This is a genomic window from Streptomyces sp. TBY4, assembly GCF_024213195.1.
GTDB lineage: Bacteria > Actinomycetota > Actinomycetes > Streptomycetales > Streptomycetaceae > Streptomyces.
Genome location: NZ_JANAVF010000012.1, coordinates 209083 through 226977, shown reverse-complemented (window position 1 = coordinate 226977; position 17895 = coordinate 209083). Strand labels below are relative to the sequence as shown.

16 protein-coding genes are annotated in these 17895 nt (G+C 72.0%); 3 read left to right on the top strand and 13 right to left on the bottom strand.

Translation table 11 applies throughout. The features are described from left to right. Positions 1-73 precede the first annotated feature (73 nt). On the top strand, positions 74-1378 hold the full coding sequence (locus NLX94_RS26800; RefSeq protein WP_254385656.1) for a LamG domain-containing protein: 1305 nt from the start codon (positions 74-76) through the stop codon (positions 1376-1378). 8 nt (positions 1379-1386) lie between these two features. Here the strand turns inward: NLX94_RS26800 and NLX94_RS26795 are convergent, their stop codons facing one another. After that, complete coding sequence (locus NLX94_RS26795) at positions 1387-2001, bottom strand: M23 family metallopeptidase (protein ID WP_254385655.1); 615 nt, start codon at positions 1999-2001, stop codon at positions 1387-1389. A gap of 398 nt (positions 2002-2399) precedes the next feature. On the opposite strand from NLX94_RS26795, the gene NLX94_RS39090 reads away from it, so the two are divergent. After that, positions 2400-5375, top strand: coding sequence for an NACHT domain-containing protein (locus NLX94_RS39090; protein WP_308402540.1), 2976 nt, complete (start codon positions 2400-2402; stop codon positions 5373-5375). A 98-nt stretch (positions 5376-5473) separates the two neighbouring features. Here NLX94_RS39090 and NLX94_RS26780 read toward each other — a convergent pair whose 3' ends face one another. Next, positions 5474-7999, bottom strand: coding sequence for an ATP-dependent Clp protease ATP-binding subunit (locus tag NLX94_RS26780; RefSeq protein ID WP_254385654.1), 2526 nt, complete (start codon positions 7997-7999; stop codon positions 5474-5476). Between the two features lie 596 nt (positions 8000-8595). Here NLX94_RS26780 and NLX94_RS26775 point away from each other — a divergent pair. Beyond that, complete coding sequence (locus tag NLX94_RS26775) at positions 8596-9138, top strand: SCO3374 family protein (RefSeq protein ID WP_374684030.1); 543 nt, start codon at positions 8596-8598, stop codon at positions 9136-9138. Here the strand turns inward: NLX94_RS26775 and NLX94_RS26770 are convergent. From NLX94_RS26770 to NLX94_RS26720, 11 genes are all read right to left on the bottom strand, one after another. After that, on the bottom strand, positions 9120-9458 hold the full coding sequence (locus NLX94_RS26770; RefSeq protein ID WP_254385652.1) for an Lsr2 family protein: 339 nt from the start codon (positions 9456-9458) through the stop codon (positions 9120-9122). The two genes, NLX94_RS26775 and NLX94_RS26770, sit on opposite strands and share 19 nt — an antisense overlap. 164 nt (positions 9459-9622) lie before the next feature. Further along, positions 9623-10153, bottom strand: coding sequence for an amino-acid N-acetyltransferase (locus tag NLX94_RS26765; protein ID WP_254385651.1), 531 nt, complete (start codon positions 10151-10153; stop codon positions 9623-9625). A 9-nt stretch (positions 10154-10162) separates the two neighbouring features. Beyond that, on the bottom strand, positions 10163-10618 hold the full coding sequence (locus NLX94_RS26760) for a BlaI/MecI/CopY family transcriptional regulator (protein ID WP_254385650.1): 456 nt from the start codon (positions 10616-10618) through the stop codon (positions 10163-10165). 135 nt (positions 10619-10753) lie between these two features. Then, a complete protein-coding gene (locus tag NLX94_RS26755) occupies positions 10754-10939 on the bottom strand; it encodes a hypothetical protein (protein WP_254385649.1) in 186 nt (61 codons plus the stop codon). Positions 10940-10952: 13 nt separating this feature from the next. Then, a complete protein-coding gene (locus NLX94_RS26750) occupies positions 10953-11516 on the bottom strand; it encodes a hypothetical protein (protein WP_254385692.1) in 564 nt (187 codons plus the stop codon). A gap of 136 nt (positions 11517-11652) precedes the next feature. After that, positions 11653-11838: a DUF397 domain-containing protein gene (locus NLX94_RS26745; RefSeq protein WP_254385648.1), complete on the bottom strand. Its 186-nt coding sequence runs from the start codon at positions 11836-11838 to the stop codon at positions 11653-11655. 220 nt (positions 11839-12058) lie between these two features. Continuing rightward, positions 12059-12868, bottom strand: a complete 810-nt coding sequence (locus NLX94_RS26740; protein WP_254385647.1) for a type III pantothenate kinase — start codon at positions 12866-12868, stop codon at positions 12059-12061. Between the two features lie 3 nt (positions 12869-12871). Continuing rightward, positions 12872-13822, bottom strand: coding sequence for a carboxylating nicotinate-nucleotide diphosphorylase (nadC, locus tag NLX94_RS26735; RefSeq protein WP_254385691.1), 951 nt, complete (start codon positions 13820-13822; stop codon positions 12872-12874). A 50-nt stretch (positions 13823-13872) separates the two neighbouring features. After that, complete coding sequence (locus NLX94_RS26730; RefSeq protein ID WP_254385646.1) at positions 13873-15648, bottom strand: L-aspartate oxidase; 1776 nt, start codon at positions 15646-15648, stop codon at positions 13873-13875. Next, positions 15645-16646 carry a pantoate--beta-alanine ligase gene (gene panC, locus NLX94_RS26725; RefSeq protein WP_254385690.1) on the bottom strand — a complete coding sequence of 334 codons (1002 nt, stop codon included), beginning with the start codon at positions 16644-16646 and terminating at the stop codon, positions 15645-15647. Before panC ends, NLX94_RS26730 begins: the two co-directional genes overlap by 4 nt. Further along, a complete protein-coding gene (locus tag NLX94_RS26720; protein ID WP_254385645.1) occupies positions 16646-17656 on the bottom strand; it encodes a Rossmann-like and DUF2520 domain-containing protein in 1011 nt (336 codons plus the stop codon). Before NLX94_RS26720 ends, panC begins: the two co-directional genes overlap by 1 nt. Between the last annotated feature and the right edge of the window lie 239 nt (positions 17657-17895).

Genomic DNA, 17895 nt, shown 5'->3' with positions numbered 1-17895 from the left:
CCCGGCGGGATCGGTGTCGTATCGCGACCATCGGCTGTTCGATTGCGGACGCCGATGTCTTAGCATCCGAACCATGACTGACGGTACGGATCGCCCGCACAGCCCCCAGCCCGAGCCCGCTCCGGAGGGCGGCGGCTACGGGTTCCCGCCGGGAGTCCCGGCGCCGGGCGGCTACGGGTTCCCGCCCGCCCGGCCCGAACCGTACGACCGGCCCGCGTCCGGCGGCGGCCACGGCTACGGGTTCCCGCCCGGCCAGGACGGCCCGTCCGACCGCCCCGCGTCGGGCGAGGGCGGTTACGGCTACCCGCAGGGCGGCGGCTACGGCTACCCGCCCGGCCCGCCGGTGTCCGGCACCTTCGGCCCGCCCATGCCGTTCCCCGAGGACTCCGACCAGGGCGGCCCGGCCGGGCCCGGCGCCCCGGCCGGCCCGCAGGCCGCATCCTTCGGCGAGCAGCCCGACTGGGAGGCGATGGCCGACCGGTCGGCCGCCGAGCGGCGCCGCAAGCGGCTGTGGAAGGTGGGCGGGGCGGTCACCGTGCTCGCGCTGCTCGCCGGCGGCGGAGCGTTCGTCCTGCTGAAGACCGACCTGGTGGGCGGGGGCGGGGGCGGCAAGGACGACGCCAAGGGCCCCTCCCCTTCGGCTTCGGCCTCGGTGTCCGGGTCCCCCGACCCCGGCAAGTCCCCGTCGAAGGCCTACTCCCCCACCGTCGCGAGCGACCCCGCCCTCCTCAAGGACGGCGCCGGCAAGGTCGGCATCCGGATGGGGCCGGAAGCCACGGTCCCCAAGGACGGCTCGCACTACGAGTTCACCCTCAAGGGCAACCCCAACTCGTACGGCCAGTCCACCGCCTCGGCCGTGGACACGACCAAGAGCTTCTCCCTCTCGGTCCGCGTCAAGAACAACTCCGACGCGAAGGGCCCGCACGTCGTCATGAGCCAGGGCACCTCGGAGTCGTTCTCCTTCGAGCTGGGCTCCGACGAGGTGAACGGCAAGCAGGCCTGGGTGTTCCGCGTGCGGACCCCCGAGAAGGGCGCCACGCCCACGGTGGTGACCGTCGCCGCAGAGGGGCTGAACACGGTCAAGACCTGGTCGATCCTGACGGCCGTCCACGACGCCGAGAAGAAGAAGATCTCCCTCTACGTGGAGGGCAAGAAGGCCGCCGAGGCCCCGGTCGCGGGGATCTGGCCGAACTCGGGCCCCTTGCAGCTCGGCCGGGCCCGCCACCAGAACGCGTGGGCCGGCGCCTTCAAGGGCGAGATGAACTTCATGCGGATCTACGCGTCGGCGTTCTCGGACGAGCAGGCCGCCGCCTACCGCCAGGGCGACCTGGACGCTGCGGCGCGCGGCACCCTGACCCACTCATGGGTGACCGGCTGACCGGCTGATCAGACCGTGACGCCGACGCCGCGCAGGAAGGCCACCGGGTTCACGGCCGAGCCGTAGTTCGGCGTGGTCCGGATCTCGAAGTGCAGGTGCGGGCCGCTGGAGTTGCCGGTGTTGCCGGAGAGGGCGATCTGCTCGCCCTTGGTGACCTTCTCGCCGATCTTGACCTGGATCTTCGAGAGGTGCGCGTACTGCGAGTACGTGTTGTTCGCGTGCTTGATCACGATGGCGTTGCCGTAGGCCGGGCCGTCGCCGCCGCCGTTGGGGCCGGCCTTGACCACGGTGCCCGCGGAGACGGCGTCCACCGGGGTGCCGACCGGGACGGCGAAGTCCTGGCCGGAGTGCTTGTGCGACCACATGCTGCCGCCCTTGCCGAAGGTCGCGGAGAGCACGTACTTCGACACCGGCTTCTCCCACAGGGCGGCCGGCTTCGCCGCGAGGGCGGCCTGGGCGGCGGCCTGCTCGGCGACCAGCTGGACGGTGCCCGTCAGCTCGGTCTGGGGCACCTCGTCGGCGAACGCGGCGGTCGTCCCGGCCCCGAGTGCCAGGGCCGCGCCGAGGGCGGTGGCGCCGATGGCGATACGGGTACGACGGGTGGTGACGCGCTTCGCGGACATGAAGGAGACCTCCGGGCCGGGGACGGGGACGGTGCTGCGGGTACTGCGGGTGCTGCACTGCGAGTGCTGCGAGTGCTGCGAGTGCTGCGGGCAAGAAAGGACCCGGCACGCTGAGCGGGGTGCCGGGCTTGCTTGCTCATCTTTGGTAACCCGGGCACCCCGGCTTCCCCAAACCTCCCCGCTACTACCCCGCCTCGTAGATGCTCGGGGGGTCGGCAGCCCTGTTGACCGCCTCCCCACTGGCCCGGCGGTGGGGCAAATCGGACGTCGATCTCTACGAATGCTCCTAGTAGGTCCGATTTGCCCTGTGCGGCTTGTCACCGGGGCGGGACCTCCGCCGGTCCCGGCCGGGACCAAAGCCCTGCGACCGGCGTCACACCGGAGCTACGCTCCGGCTCGTGGACGCATCCGTGGTGGGGATCCGGCTGGCCTCGGGGGTCGTGACCCCCCTCGTGAAGAAGCTCTTCCGCGGGGAGGGGGCGGGCGCCGGACTGGTCGACCGGCCCGTGCGGATCACCTCGTACGTCTCCCTGCGCGAGCAGCGCGTGCTGTCCCGGGAGGACCTGAGCCGGCTCGCCGACAAGCTGGTCGAGGAGGCCTTACGGGCCCCCGGCGAGCGGCCGCTGCCGCCGGGCGAGGAGACGGGCGTCGCAGCCGCACTGGCCGTCACCCTGCACTCCCTCGGGGACCTGGCCCTGGAGGACGCCCAGGCCGTCGAGATGGGACCGCACGCCTTCGCCTCCGCCCTGCGCAAAGCAGCTCCGCCCACGGGCCTGGGCCGGGACGCGGAGCTCTTCCACGACCGGCTCCTGCTCACCACCTGCCTGCACGTCCTGCAGTTCTTCACGACCCGCTCCACCTACATCCCGGCGGCCCTGGTCGAGAACGCCCGCCGGCAGGCCGAGGCCATCTCCAAGATCGACGTCCTTCTCGCCCGGATCCCCCGCCAGGACGGCCGGGACACGGAGTTCGAGGCCCGGTACCGGGAGTACCTGGTCAAACGGCACAGCACCCTGACGATCTTCGGGATCGACCTGCCGCCGGACTCCAGCCGCTGGCCGCTGGACGCGGCGTACGTGAGCCTGGAGGCGACCCCCCGCCACCGACGCGCCGGCGGCAAGGACAGTGCCGTGGTCCCGGCCCAGGCGGGCCCGGCCACCGTACTCGGCGCCGACGCCCTGCCGGGCTTCGATCCCCGGGTTCTGCTGCGCGGCGAGGCCGGATCCGGCAAGACCACCCTGATCCAGTGGCTGGCCGTCTCCACCGCCCGGGACGAGCCCGAGGGCGGCCTCGTTCCCTTCGTGCTGCCCCTGCGGAACCTGACCCGCTACGGGGAGCGGCTGCCCGCCCCCGAGGACTTCCTCCTCGCCACCGCACTGAAGGGCCGCGCCCCCGAGGGGTGGGAGAGCCGGGTCCTGGGCGCGGGACGGGGCCTGGTGCTGGTGGACGGCATCGACGAGATCCCGGAGGGCGAGCGGGAGCGGGCCCGCGACTGGCTCACCGATCTGCTCACCGCCTACCCCGGCAACCGCTGGCTGGTCACCTCCCGCCCCTCGGCGGTCCGGCAGGACTGGCTCGTCTCCGAGCAGTTCTCCGAGCTGACGCTCGCCCCCATGAACCGCACCACCGTGGCCTCCTTCGTCGCCCGCTGGCACACGGCGGCCGAAGCCGGCGAGGAGCTGCGCGACCAGCTGCTGGAGTCCCTGGCCGCCAAACCGGAGCTGGCCCGGCTCGCGACCAACCCGCTGCTGTGCGGGCTGATCTGCGCCCTGCACCGCGAACGCCGCGGCTTCCTCCCCTCAGGGCGCAAGGAGCTCTACACGGCCGCCCTGTCGATGCTCCTGCACCGGCGCGACCGCGAGCGGGAGCTGCGCCTGCCGGAGATCGCCGAGGAACCGCAGCTCCAGCTCCTGCAACGGCTCGCGTACTGGCTCATCCGCAACGGCCGCACGCAGATCTCCCGGAAGCGGGCCGAGGATCTCATCGCTGCCGCGCTGCCCGCCGTACCGGCCGCCCAGGTGCTCGGTGAGGCCCCGGCCGTCCTACGGCACTTCCTGGAGCGGACCGGGCTCCTGCGGGCGCCCACGGAGGACACCCTGGAGTTCGTCCACCGCACCTTCCAGGACTTCCTGGGGGCCCGGGCCGCCCTGGACGAGGGCGGCCTCGGCGAGCTGACCCGGCACGCGGACGACGACCAGTGGGAGGACGTCATCCGCATGGCGGTCGCCCAGGGCCGCCCGAACGACCGCGCGGCGATCATCGGCGACCTCCTGGTCCGCGACTCCGACCGCTCGGTGCTGCTGGCCCTCGCGGCCCTGGAGTACGCGACCGAGCTGGATCCGGAGGTACGGAAGCACGTCCGGACGGCCGCCCGCAGGCTCATGCCGCCCCGGGACGAGACCGCGGCGCGCACGCTCGGCCGGATCGGCCCGCTGGTCCTGGACCTGCTGCCGCGCGCCGCGGTGGCCACCCGGCGCGAAGGCCGCCTCGCCGTGATCGCGGCGGCGGAGACCGGTTCCGAGGCGGCCGTCGGCTACCTCGCCGGCTACTGCGGCCACTCCGACGAGCAGATCCGCAGGGCGCTGAACGAAGCCTGGGACCGGTTCGACACCGAGCAGTACGCGACCGAGGTGCTCGCGCGCATGGTCCCGCCGCCCGACTACCTCGCCATCACCTCGGACGCCTCGCTCGCGGCGCTGAAGAGCTTCACCGGCCCGCCCGGCCTCTACGTCCCCCACCTCGTGTCCCGGGACGCCCTGGCCCGCTTCCTGGCCCGGCAGCCGGTGGCGGGTCTGGACCTGGGGAACTTCGAGGGCGGGACGGACGCGGAGTTCCTGCGCGGCCACACCTCGCTGCGGAGGCTCGGCATCTATCACTGGCCCGCGCTGCGGGACCTGACCGCACTGCACGGGCTGCCCCTGGAGGAGGTCACCCTCGACCTCGGCAGCGACGTCCCCCTCGGCCCGGTCCTGGCGACTTGGCCCCGGCTGAGCAGGCTAAGACTGGAGTCGAGGCACTACGGGTGGTCCTTCACCGACTTCGCCCCGGAAGCCCGCCCGGAGGATATCGAGGTGACCGAGGCGGACCCGGACCTGGTGGGCCTCGGACGGCTCACGAGCCTGTGGCGGCTCTGCCTCGGCTACGACTGGAGCCCCGGCGCGCGGAGCGCGTGGACGGAGCTCTCGGCGCTGAAGGACCTGCAGGAGCTCGCCATGCCCCACGAGGCGATGGACGGCCTCGCCTCGTACGCGGAGCTGCCCTCGCTCAGGAGCCTCCTCATCTACGACCACGAGACGTGGGACCCGACCCTCCGGGCCCGGGTGGCCCACCGCTTCCCGGAGGCACAGCTGGGCACGGTGCAGGCGGTCTACTAAATCTGAGCGGCGGCACAGCACGGCGCACGGAAAAGGGGCGGCCCCGGAACCTCTCGGTCCCGGGGCCGCCCCTTCGTACCGCTGTGAGCGGCTAGCGCTTACGCACCCTTGGTGAGGTCCGGGCCGGAGCCCGTCGCCTCGATGGGGGGAAGGTCCGAGATCGGAGTCTTCTCCTCACCGCGGAAGGTGAACTTGGCCTCTTCGCCCTCACCCTCCTTGCCGACGACCACGATGTGACCGGGGCGCAGCTCGCCGAAGAGGATCTTCTCCGAGAGCACGTCCTCGATCTCGCGCTGGATCGTGCGGCGGAGCGGGCGGGCACCCATGATCGGGTCGTAGCCCTTCTTGGCCAGCAGTGCCTTCGCGTCCGCGCTGAGCTCGATGCCCATGTCGCGGTCCTTCAGGCGGTCGTCGACCTTGGCGATCATCAGGTCGACGATCTGGACGATGTCCTCTTCCGACAGCTGGTGGAAGACGACCGTGTCGTCGACGCGGTTGAGGAACTCGGGCCGGAAGTGCTGCTTGAGCTCTTCGTTGACCTTCGCCTTCATCCGGTCGTATCCGGTCTTGACGTCGCCCTGGGCCGCGAAGCCCAGGTTGAAGCCCTTGGAGATGTCCCGCGTACCCAGGTTGGTCGTCATGATGATGACCGTGTTCTTGAAGTCCACGACCCGGCCCTGGGAGTCGGTCAGACGACCGTCCTCCAGGATCTGGAGAAGGGAATTGAAGATATCCGGGTGCGCCTTCTCGACCTCGTCGAAGAGGACGACGGAGAACGGCTTCCGGCGGACCTTCTCGGTCAGCTGGCCGCCCTCTTCGTAGCCCACGTAGCCGGGGGGCGAACCGAAGAGGCGGGAAACCGTGTGCTTCTCGCTGAACTCCGACATGTCGAGGGAGATCAGTGCGTCCTCGTCGCCGAAGAGGAATTCGGCGAGCGTCTTGGAGAGCTCGGTCTTACCGACACCGGACGGGCCGGCGAAGATGAACGAGCCACCCGGGCGCTTCGGGTCCTTCAGACCCGCACGGGTACGGCGGATCGCCTGGGAGAGCGCCTTGATGGCGTCCTTCTGGCCGATGACGCGCTTGTGGAGCTCGTCTTCCATGCGGAGCAGTCGCGAGGACTCCTCCTCGGTGAGCTTGAAGACGGGAATGCCGGTCGCGGTCGCGAGGACTTCGGCGATGAGCTCGCCGTCGACCTCGGCGACGACGTCCATGTCGCCGGCCTTCCATTCCTTCTCGCGCTTGGCCTTCGCCGCCAGCAGCTGCTTCTCCGAATCACGGAGGGAAGCCGCCTTCTCGAAGTCCTGGGAGTCGATGGCCGACTCCTTGTCGCGACGCACGTTCGCGATCTTCTCGTCGAACTCGCGGAGGTCCGGCGGCGCGGTCATCCGGCGGATGCGCATCCGGGAGCCGGCCTCGTCGATCAGGTCGATCGCCTTGTCCGGGAGGAAGCGGTCCGAGATGTACCGGTCGGCCAGGGTGGCCGCCTGCACGAGGGCCTCGTCCGTGATGGAGACGCGGTGGTGGGCCTCGTAGCGGTCGCGCAGGCCCTTGAGGATCTCGATGGTGTGCTGGAGGGAAGGCTCCGCCACCTGGATCGGCTGGAAGCGGCGCTCGAGAGCGGCGTCCTTCTCAAGGTGCTTGCGGTACTCGTCCAGCGTCGTGGCACCGATGGTCTGGAGCTCACCACGGGCCAGCATGGGCTTCAGGATGCTGGCGGCGTCGATCGCGCCCTCGGCGGCACCCGCACCCACGAGGGTGTGGAGCTCGTCGATGAACAGGATGATGTCGCCGCGGGTGCGGATCTCCTTGAGCACCTTCTTGAGGCGCTCTTCGAAGTCACCGCGGTAGCGGGAACCGGCGACCAGGGCACCCAGGTCAAGCGTGTAGAGGTGCTTGTCCTTGAGGGTCTCGGGGACCTCGCCCTTGACGATCGCCTGGGCCAGGCCCTCGACGACGGCGGTCTTGCCGACGCCGGGCTCGCCGATGAGGACCGGGTTGTTCTTGGTCCGGCGGGACAGCACCTGCATGACCCGCTCGATCTCCTTCTCGCGCCCGATGACCGGGTCGAGCTTGGATTCGCGGGCCGCCTGGGTGAGGTTGCGGCCGAACTGGTCCAGGACGAGCGAGGTCGAGGGCGTGCCCTCGGCCGGGCCGCCGGCCGTGGCCGACTCCTTGCCTCCGCCGGAGTAGCCGGAGAGCAGCTGGATGACCTGCTGCCTGACTCGGTTGAGATCGGCGCCCAGCTTCACCAGGACCTGGGCGGCGACGCCCTCGCCCTCGCGAATGAGGCCGAGCAGGATGTGCTCGGTGCCGATGTAGTTGTGGCCGAGCTGGAGGGCCTCTCGGAGCGAAAGCTCCAGGACCTTCTTCGCCCGCGGAGTGAAGGGGATGTGGCCGGAAGGGGCCTGCTGCCCCTGTCCGATGATCTCCTCAACCTGCTGGCGAACAGCCTCGAGCGAAATCCCGAGGCTCTCCAAGGCCTTAGCGGCGACACCCTCACCCTCGTGGATCAAGCCCAGGAGGATGTGCTCAGTGCCGATGTAGTTGTGGTTGAGCATCCGGGCTTCTTCCTGAGCCAGGACGACAACCCGCCGCGCGCGGTCGGTGAACCTCTCGAACATCGTTTATCGCTCCTCAGAGCGGTCGGGCAGTTCGGGGTCGGTCCCCGCCCTGTCCTTCCGCATGCTAGTCCCGCGGGGCGGGACAGCTCATTCCAACTGCCGACATCCGTCCGCGGCTCACCCTCACGTCCGTGGGAAAACCCGGCTGTAAGTGCCGACAACTGCTCCAACCCGATGGTGCGAGACGATGTTCCCGCAGGCCAGGCAGATACCCGTCACACGTGTACGCCGATGGCGAACGGAAGGCGGTCTCGGACCCTGCAAAACAGCGTGTCGCCCCGATCCACTAGGAATGTCTTACCCGTAAGAGCGGACAGTTCACGCTGGTGGACGACTCTTCCCTCCGCTACGGGCGAACAAGCTTCCGTCCTGAATGTGAGACTCCGGCCGCTCGGACGTTTACGTTCCGCAATGGAGCATGTGCCCTGCGTCACATCACGCGTCCTCCCGCGTCCCCTCCCCCGTAACCCCGAAGCGTTTCCGCAGTTGCTCCGGGCATGGCCCTCACCGCGCCTCCCGCCACCGTCCCGCTCCCCCGCGCTCCCGGCGCGGCCGAGGCGCCGGCGCACTGGTACGAGCGCGTCCTCGGCTGGCCCGTGGCCGGCGGTCCGCCCGCGCAGCTCGTGACCGGGGTGCGGTTCGACGTACTGGAGCTGCCGGCCGATGCCGGCGCCGCGGTGCTGCGCGGACCCTGCGGCGACGCCACGGGTCCCGTGGCCCTCATGGGGCGCAGGATGCGGTTCCTGGTGGCCCCGGGGAGCGCCGACGAGCTGGAGGGGCTGCTCGACTGGCTGGAGTGGGGCGGGGTGGCCCTGGATCTCGCCGCCCTGGGTGCGGGTGGCCGGATCACCGCTCCGACGCCGCCGGGACACCTGGTGGAGCCCGGGGAAAACCCTCGGGGGGCCGCCGTGTGGCTGCGGCCCCCCGAGCAGGGGTGTGAGGCACTGCTGCCCGCCCTGCCCGCCGCGGGGCAGGGCTCCGGGCCCGGTCGTGGCGCGGACGCCACCGGGCCCGGTCTCGTACGCCTGGTCGCGGCGGCGGCGACGGAATGCCACCGGGCGCGGCTGCGGCGGCGTACGGCCTCCGCGCATAGCGTTGCCGCCGCGGGGCCTGCCGGAGATCAGCCCCGGTTCTCGTAGGCCTCGCGGATCTCCTGCGGAACGCGGCCGCGGTCGTTGACGCTCATGCCCTGGGCCTTGGCCCACGCGCGGATCTCGGCCGTGTCCGGGTTGCCGGACGTCGCGGCGGTGCGGCCGCCCTTCGTACGGCCCGCCGCGGCACGGCCGCCGGTGCGGCGACCGCCCTTGGTGAACGGGTCGAGGAGGCCGCGGAGCTTTTCAGCGTTGGCGGTGGTGAGGTCGATCTCGTAGGTCTTGCCATCCAGAGCGAACGTCACCGTCTCGTCCGCCTCGCCGCCGTCGAGGTCGTCGACAAGAAGGACCTGAACCTTCTGTGCCACCGGGATTTCCTTTCATCGAAAAGCAGTACGCGGAAAGGAAACCGCTTTTGCCTGGAAAACACAAACCCCCCGTCACGGGTTCGGGTCCGCAACGGGTCGGGAAACATGCGCGATTCGGACATAGGGCACGGAGCCGGGGGCTCCCGTGAAATCGGCCTGATCGATCAGAGGTGCAGAAGCATCCGGCTGTTGCCCAAGGTGTTCGGCTTCACTCGTTCGAGACCGAGGAACTCGGCGACACCCTCGTCATAGGAACGCAGGAGCTCCATGTACACATCGGTCTCGACCGGGGTCTCGCCGATCTCGGTGAACCCGTGCTTGGCGAAGAAGTCCACTTCGAAGGTCAGGCAGAAAACCCGGCTGACACCGAGCCTGCGGGCGGTCTCCAGCAACTTGTCGAGCACCAGATGGCCGACTCCCACGCCCTTCAAGTCGCGGTCGACGGCAAGAGTGCGGACTTCGGCCAGGTCTTCCCACATCACGTGGAGCGCACCGCAGCCGACCACCTGGCCATCGGCCTCGCGTTCCGCGACCCAGAACTCCTGGATGTCCTCATAAAGGACGACCGGCGCTTTGTCCAGCAGGATCCGCTGCTGTACGTACTGGTCGAGCAGGCGGCGCAGCGCGGGAACATCACCGGTGCGCGCTCGGCGGATCGTCACTGTTTTTGCATGTGCAGCGGAAAACTCACCCATGCCCGGACGTTATCGCCCCGGCCCGGTGCCCGGGGCCGCGGAGTCGCCTTCGGTGGCGGGTGGCGGGGGCGGGGCGTCCGGGGACTCCGCAGAGGCTTCGGGTTCAGCGGGCTGCACGATGCGTACGGCGTCCCGGAGTGCCTCGCGCTGTTCCGCCGACATCATGCCGAAGAAGGCCACGAGGGCGGCGGCGGGGTTGTCGCTCGTCGACCAGGCTTCGTTCATCAGTGCGGCCGAGTAAGCGGCCCGCGTGGAGACCGCCGTATATCGATAGGCCCGGCCTTCCGCTTCGCGGCGGACCCAGCCCTTCTGATGAAGATTGTCCATAACGGTCATGACCGTGGTGTACGCGATGGACCGTTCCTGCTGGAGGTCTTCCAGGACTTCGCGAACGGTGACCGGGCGGTTCCACTGCCACACCCGCGTCATGACTGCGTCTTCGAGTTCTCCCAAGGGGCGAGGCACAGCAGCACGATAGTGCGGGTTGTGGTGAATTGCGCGGCTATCCGGGCGGCAAGGCGCGACAAAATCCGGGGGCCCCGCAACGCAGTGAAGGGCGTACGGCAGGGAAGCCGTACGCCCGTCCCCCTCGGGGGGGGCCTACTTCTGGGGCTGGGCCTGGGCCTGGGCCTGCTGGGTGGCCTCGGCGCGGGCGAGCACGGCGTCGACGGCCGCGTCCTCCTTGGCCTTGTTGGCACCGCCCTGGCTCTTCACGATCACCACGATGAGCGCGATGAAGAACGCGGCCATCGCGAAGGGGGGCACGAGCGCGGAAACGTAGTCCATGCCCCCACCCTAGCTACCCGGCCGCGCGCCCGGCCTCCGGGGGCGGGCTGGGCTTGCGGCGCGGCGGGAAGACCTCGCCCGGGGTCGGGATGGGACGTCCCGGGCGGTCGTCCGGGCGCGGTTCGGGCTTCGGGCGCGCGGGGTCGTTCTCCTTGTCGGTGCCGCCCGCGAGGGTCAGCAGCCGGGTGCGCGGGGCGGGTGCCGTGGAGAGCCTGCGGCGTACGGAGCGCTCCGCGACGGTCTGGGCCCGCTCCAGGAGCGCGGCGGCGACCGGGTTGGCGCGCAGCGCCCGCAGGGCGGCGAGGTCGTCCGGCACCGGTTCGTAGCCGGCGGCCAGGGCGTCCTGCAGCAGCTCCAGGTAGCCGGAGAGGCTGCCGGGGAGCGCGGCTCTGTAGCGCGCCAGGTCGGCGAGAAGGAACGCTCTGAGTCTCCCCGCCTCCTGGACCGCGTCGTCCACCGACGCCGCGAGGCGCAGGCAGTCCTGGACCTCGACGGCCGTCAGGGGGGCCGTCGAGGACTGAAGGGCGTGAGCGAGCGAACGCCTGAGCACGTGAAGCTCATCGGCGCCGAACGCCATGCCGCCGCGGGATCCGTAGGGCGTGGGCATGGGCCGAAGATACGCGCTAATCGGACAAAATCCCTTGAGTGGACACGTACAGGGCGCGTGTCCTCGCCGGAAAGGCCCGGAAAGGCCCCGGAGGACCCGGGAGGGCTCAGTCCTCCTGCTTGACCACCCGCAGGAAATCGGTCCAGGCGGCCTGGGTGGTGGCGAGGACCAGGTGGGCCGGGTCGGCGCGGTCCGCCACGCGGACCAGGGTGCCGGGGGCCGCGCTGACGTACACGCAGTTGTCCCCCTCGCCGCAGAACGAGGACTTCTGCCAGGCGGGCCGAGCGGTCATGGCGTCTCCTCCGGTCACAGGCGCTGTGGCGCCGGGGACGGGCTCCCGGAACTTCTCGTGGGGCACGTTATCCCCGCGGTGGCCGTGGCTCGGCCATTTCCGGGGAAATTGCCATGTCGGGCGTACGGACGCGGTAAGGGCGGGGGCCCGCCGGACGGAAGCGGCCCCCGGCCTCCCGGGCGGGAGGGCAGGGGCCGCAGGGCCACGGGGGTCGGTCCGGTCAGCCGAAGGCGGGGGCGTTGCGCTCGTAGACCAGGCGGAGGCCGATCAGGGTGAGCCAGGGCTCGTGGTCGTCGATGGCCGCGGCCTCGCCGAGGACGATCGGGGCCAGGCCGCCCGTGGCGATGACGCGGACGTCGTCCGGAACGCCGTTCGGGCCGGCCAGCTCCTTGGCCATGCGGTTCACGATCCCGTCGACCTGGCCCGCGAACCCGTAGACCACGCCCGACTGCATCGCCTCGACCGTGGACTTGCCGATGACGTTGCGCGGCCGGGCCAGCTCGATCTTGCGGAGCTGGGCGCCCCGTACGCCGAGGGCCTCCATGGAGATCTCGATGCCCGGGGAGATGACCCCGCCGACGTACTCACCCTTGGCGGAGACCGCGTCGAAGGTGGTCGCCGTACCGAAGTCGACGACGATCGCGGGGCCGCCGTAGAGCTCGGCGGCGGCGACCGCGTTGACGATGCGGTCGGCGCCGACCTCCTTCGGGTTGTCCATCAGGATCGGTACGCCCGTCTTGGTGCCGGGTTCCACGATCACCGCCGGAACGTCGCCGTAGTAGCGGCGGGTCACCTCGCGGAGCTCGTGCAGCACCGCCGGCACCGTCGAGCAGATCGCGATGCCGTGGATGCCGTCGCCCAGTTCGCTCCCGAGCATCGGGTGCATGCCCATCAGGCCCTGCATGAGCACGGCCATCTCGTCGGCCGTGCGGCGCGGGTCGGTGGAGACGCGCCAGTGCTCGACGATCTCGTCACCGTCGAACAGGCCAAGGACCGTATGGGAGTTGCCCACGTCGATGGTGAGGAGCATCGGCTACACCGCCTCGCGCAGATCGAGGCCGATGTCCAGGATCGGGGAGGAGTGGGTGAGCCCGCCGACGGCGAGGTAGTCGACGCCCGTCTCGGCGTAGGCGCGGGCGTTGTGCATGGTGAGGCGGCCCGAGGACTCCAGGACGGCGCGGCCGCGGACCAGCGCCACGGCTTCCGCGGTTTCGATCGGCTCGAAGTTGTCGAGCAGGATCAGGTCCGCGCCCGCGTCCAGGGCCTCGCGGACCTGCTGGAGGGTGTCCACCTCGACCTCGATGGGCAGGTCGGGGAACTGCTCGCGTACGGCCTTGAACGCCTCCCGGACACCGCCCGCCGCGATGACGTGGTTGTCCTTCACCAGCGCCGCGTCGGACAGCGACATGCGGTGGTTGACGCCGCCGCCGCAGCGGACCGCGTACTTCTCCAGGCAGCGCAGGCCGGGGGTGGTCTTGCGGGTGTCGCGGACCTTGGCCTTGGTGCCCTCCAGCTCGTCGGCCCAGGCGCGGGTGGCCGTGGCGATGCCCGACATCAGGCAGAGCAGGTTCAGCGCGCTGCGCTCGCCGGTGAGCAGGTCCCGGGTGCGGGCCCGTACGGACAGCAGCACCTGGCCGGCCTCGACCCGCTCGCCGTCCTCGACGTGCCGCTCCACCTCGAAGGTGTCGGTGCAGACGACGGAGAGCACGGCCTCGGCGACCCGCAGGCCGGCGACCGTGCCGGCCTCGCGGGCGGTGAAGTCGGCCGTGGCGACGGCGTCCTCGGGGACGGTGGCGACGGTGGTGACGTCGACCCCGCCGTCGAGGTCCTCGGAGATCGCCATGTGCGCGATGTCCTCGACCTCGATGGGGTCCAGGCCCGCGTCCACCAGGAGCTGGGCGAGCGCCGGGTCCAGGCCCGTCTCCTCGCCCTCGCCGCAGGCGCAGTCGTCGCCGCAGCCGCCGCCCTCGCTCTGGTCGAGGATCGGGAGCTCTTCGTGCGGGTGGGTGTGGTCGTGCTCGTGCGTGCTCACGGTTACCGCTCCAGGCTGTCGGTGCTGCGGGTGGTGTCGGGGGTGTCTGTGCTCAAGGGGGTCCGTACGGACGGGAAGTCCGCCGAGTCCGTGGGGACGACGACCAGGGCCCGCCGCTCGGTCTCCGACAGGCGGACGACCAGGTGGCGCCGCCAGTCCGCGTCGTCCCGGTCGGGGTGGTCCTCGCGCCAGTGGCAGCCGCGGGTCTCCGCGCGCCGCTGGGCGGCGGCGACCAGGACCCGGGCCACGCACAGGAGGTTGGTGGCCTCCCAGGTCTCGGTGCCGGGCACGGCCGTCTTGCCCCGGGCCTCCAGCTCCGTCAGCGCCGTCGCGTACAGGCCTTCGAGCGCGGCGGCGGCCCGGCGCAGGGACTCGGCGGAGCGGAGCACGCCCGCGCCGTCGGTCATGATGCGCTGGATCTCGTAGCGCGCCTCGGCGGGCTGGAGGGGGCCGGTGGCCGGGACGGGGATGCCCGGGCCGTTGCCCGTGGGCGGGTTCGCGATGATGTCGTCGGCGATGCGCTCCGCGAAGACCAGGCCCTCCAGCAGGGAGTTGGAGGCGAGGCGGTTCGCGCCGTGCACGCCCGTGCAGGCGACCTCGCCGCACGCGTACAGGCCGGGGACGGTGGTGCGGCCGTGCAGGTCGGTCCGTACGCCGCCGGAGGCGTAGTGCGCGGCCGGGGCGACCGGGATCGGCTCGGTGACCGGGTCGATGCCGTGCGAGCGGCAGGCGGCGAGGATGGTGGGGAAGCGCTGCTCCCACATCTCGGCGCCGAAGTGCCGGGCGTCCAGGTACATGTGCTGGGTGCCCTGCTCCTGCATGCGGCGCATGATGCCCTTCGCGACGATGTCGCGGGGGGCGAGCTCGGCCAGCTCGTGCTGCCCCTGCATGAAGCGGACCCCGTCGGCGTCGACGAGGTACGCACCTTCGCCGCGGACGGCCTCCGACACCAGGGGCTGCTGGCCCTCGGCGTCGGCGCCCAGGAAGAGCACGGTGGGGTGGAACTGCACGAACTCGAGGTCGGAGACCTCGGCTCCGGCGCGCAGCGCGAGGGCCACGCCGTCGCCCGTGGAGACCGACGGGTTGGTGGTCGCCGAGAAGACCTGGCCCATGCCGCCGGTCGCGAGGATCACGGCGGGCGCGTGGACGGCGCCGACCCCGTCGTGCTGGCCCTCGCCCATGACGTGCAGGGTGACGCCCGCGGTACGGCCCTCGGCGTCCTGGAGCAGATCCAGGACGAGGGCGTTCTCCACGGTCTCGATGCCGGCCGCCTGGACGGCCTCGACGAGGGCCCGGGAGATCTCGGCGCCGGTCGCGTCCCCGCCCGCGTGCGCGATGCGGCGGCGGTGGTGGCCGCCCTCGCGGGTCAGCTCGATCTCGCCGGTCTCGGCGGAGGTGTCGAAGACGGCGCCGGCGGCGATCAGCCGGCGCACGGCGTCGGGGCCCTCGGTGACCAGGAGCCGGACGGCGGCCTCGTCGCACAGGCCCGCGCCCGCGACGAGGGTGTCGCCCTGGTGCTGCTCCGGGGTGTCCCCGTCGCCGAGGGCGGCGGCGATGCCGCCCTGGGCCCAGCGGGTGGAGCCGTCGTCGAGCCGGGCCTTGGTGACCACGACGGTACGGCGGCCCGCGGCGGCGCAGCGCAGTGCGGCGGTCAGTCCGGCGACTCCGGACCCGACGACCACGACATCGGCGTCCACGGACCAGCCGGGCGCCGGGGCGTGGAGCCGTATGCCGGTGCTGGTGCCCGCTGCTGCGGGGCCTCTGCCTGGGGTGCTCACGGTTGTGCTCCGAACTCCAATGGGATGTTGTCGATCAGCCGGGTCGCGCCCACCTTCGCGGCGACGGCCAGCACGGCCTGACCGGTGAAGCCGTGGCCGGCCTTGGTGAAGTCCTGGGGGTCCACCAGCGCCAGGTAGTCCAGGACGAGCGGCGGATCGTGACGGCCCGCCTCCTCCAGGACGTGCCGCGCGGCGGCCCGTACGGCCTCCGGCAGCCCGGCGCCCGCCGCGGCGACGGCGTGCGCGTCGGCGGAGGCGCGGATCTCGCCGAGCCGGGCCAGGCCGGTGGCCCGCTCGTCGCCGGCCGGCGGGGCCTGGGCCTCGGCGCGGGCGCGCAGCGCGGACTGCGCGGCGAGCCGGTCGCGGCCGGCGAACAGGGCGCGGGACAGCGCGAGGGCGGTGCCGCGCTCCTTGGCGGAGAGGTAGCGGTTGCGGGAGGACAGCGCGAGCCCGTCCGCCTCGCGGACGGTCGGTACGCCGACCACCTCCACGGGGAAGTTCAGGTCGGTCACCATCCGCCGGATCAGGGCCAGTTGCTGCGCGTCCTTCTGGCCGAAGAAGGCCAGGTCGGGGCGGGTGAGGTGGAGCAGCTTGGCGACGACGGTCAGCATCCCGTCGAAGTGGCCGGGGCGGGTGGCGCCCTCGAGGCGGCCGCCCATCGGGCCGGCGGTGATCCGGACCTGGGGGTCGCCGCCCGGGTAGACCTCGTCGACGGCCGGGGCGAACACGGCGTCGGCGCCGGCGGCTTCGGCGATCTCCAGGTCGTCGTCGAGGGTGCGGGGGTAGCGGTCGAGGTCCTCGTTCGCCCCGAACTGGAGGGGGTTGACGAAGACCGTGACCACGACCTGGCCGGCGGGGCCCACCTGCTCGCGGGCGGTGCGGACCAGGGTGGCGTGGCCCTCGTGGAGGGCGCCCATGGTCATGACGACGGCGCGGCGGGCGGCGGGGCCGCCGGTACGGGCCAGCCGGTGCAGTGCGTCGGCGGTGTCGAGGAGGATCACAGGTCGCCGCCTTCGCGTCCTTCGGGGCCGGGGCCGGGCTCGATGCCGGTCGTGCCGCCGTCGGCCAGTACGCCGAGGAGGTCCTCGGCCAGTTCGGGCTTGAGCAGACCGTGCGCGAGGGCGCGGTCGGCGGTCGTACGGGCCATCGCGAGGTATCCGGCGACCGTGCCCGGGGCGTGCTTGCGCAGCTCCGAGACGTGCGCGGCGACGGTACCGGCGTCACCGCGGGCCACCGGGCCGGTCAGGGCGGCGTCGCCGGAGCGCAGGGCGTTGTCCAGGGCCGCGCCGAGGAGCGGGCCGAGCATCCGGTTCGGGTGTTCGACGCCCGCCTTGGCCAGCAGCTCCATCGACTGTGCGACCAGGGTGACCAGGTGGTTCGCGCCGAGGGCCAGGGCCGCGTGGTACAGCGGGCGGTTCACCTCGGCGATCCACTCGGGCTCCCCGCCCATCTCGATGACCAGCGCCTCGGCGGCGAGCCGCAGCTCGTCGGGGGCGGTCACGCCGAAGGAGCAGCCCGCGAGGCGCTGCACGTCCACCTCGGTGCCGGTGAACGTCATCGCCGGGTGCAGGGCCAGCGGGAGCGCGCCCGCGCGGCGCGCGGGGTCCAGCACGGAGACCCCGTACCGCCCGGAGGTGTGCACGAGGAGCTGCCCGGGACGGACCGCGCCGGTCTCGGCGAGCCCCTCCACCAGGGACGGCAGCGCGTCGTCGGGGACGGTCAGCAGCACGAGGTCGGAGGCCTCCAGCACCTGCGCGGGAGAGACGACGGGCACACCGGGCAGCATCCGCTCGGCCCGGCGCCGGGAGGCGTCGGAGACGCCCGACACGGCGACGGGACGGTGCCCGGTCTGCTGCAGGGCGCAGGCCAGCGCGGGACCGACCCGGCCGGCTCCGACGACACCGACGGAGAGCCGGGCGGGGCGCTCCGCCTGGGGGGCTGTGTTCACGCGGGGGAGGCCTTCCGTTCCGTTCCGGTCCGCGGGGGGTACCGGACGATACGTCGCCATGCTAGCCCCTGGTGTGCGGGCCGGTCGGCGATGATCGGGGGATGAACCAGGACACGGAGCGGACGGTGGCCACGGGGCGGGCGGCGGCGGACGGCCCGGCCGCGGAGCCGGAGCCGGGCCCGGGCCCGGACAGGCACCGGATCGCGGAGCCGGACGCGGCGGCGGACCGGGCGGCGGGCACGGAGCCGGTCCAGGCCGGGGCGCAGACGGCCGGCCGGGTGACGGAAACGGGCGACGCG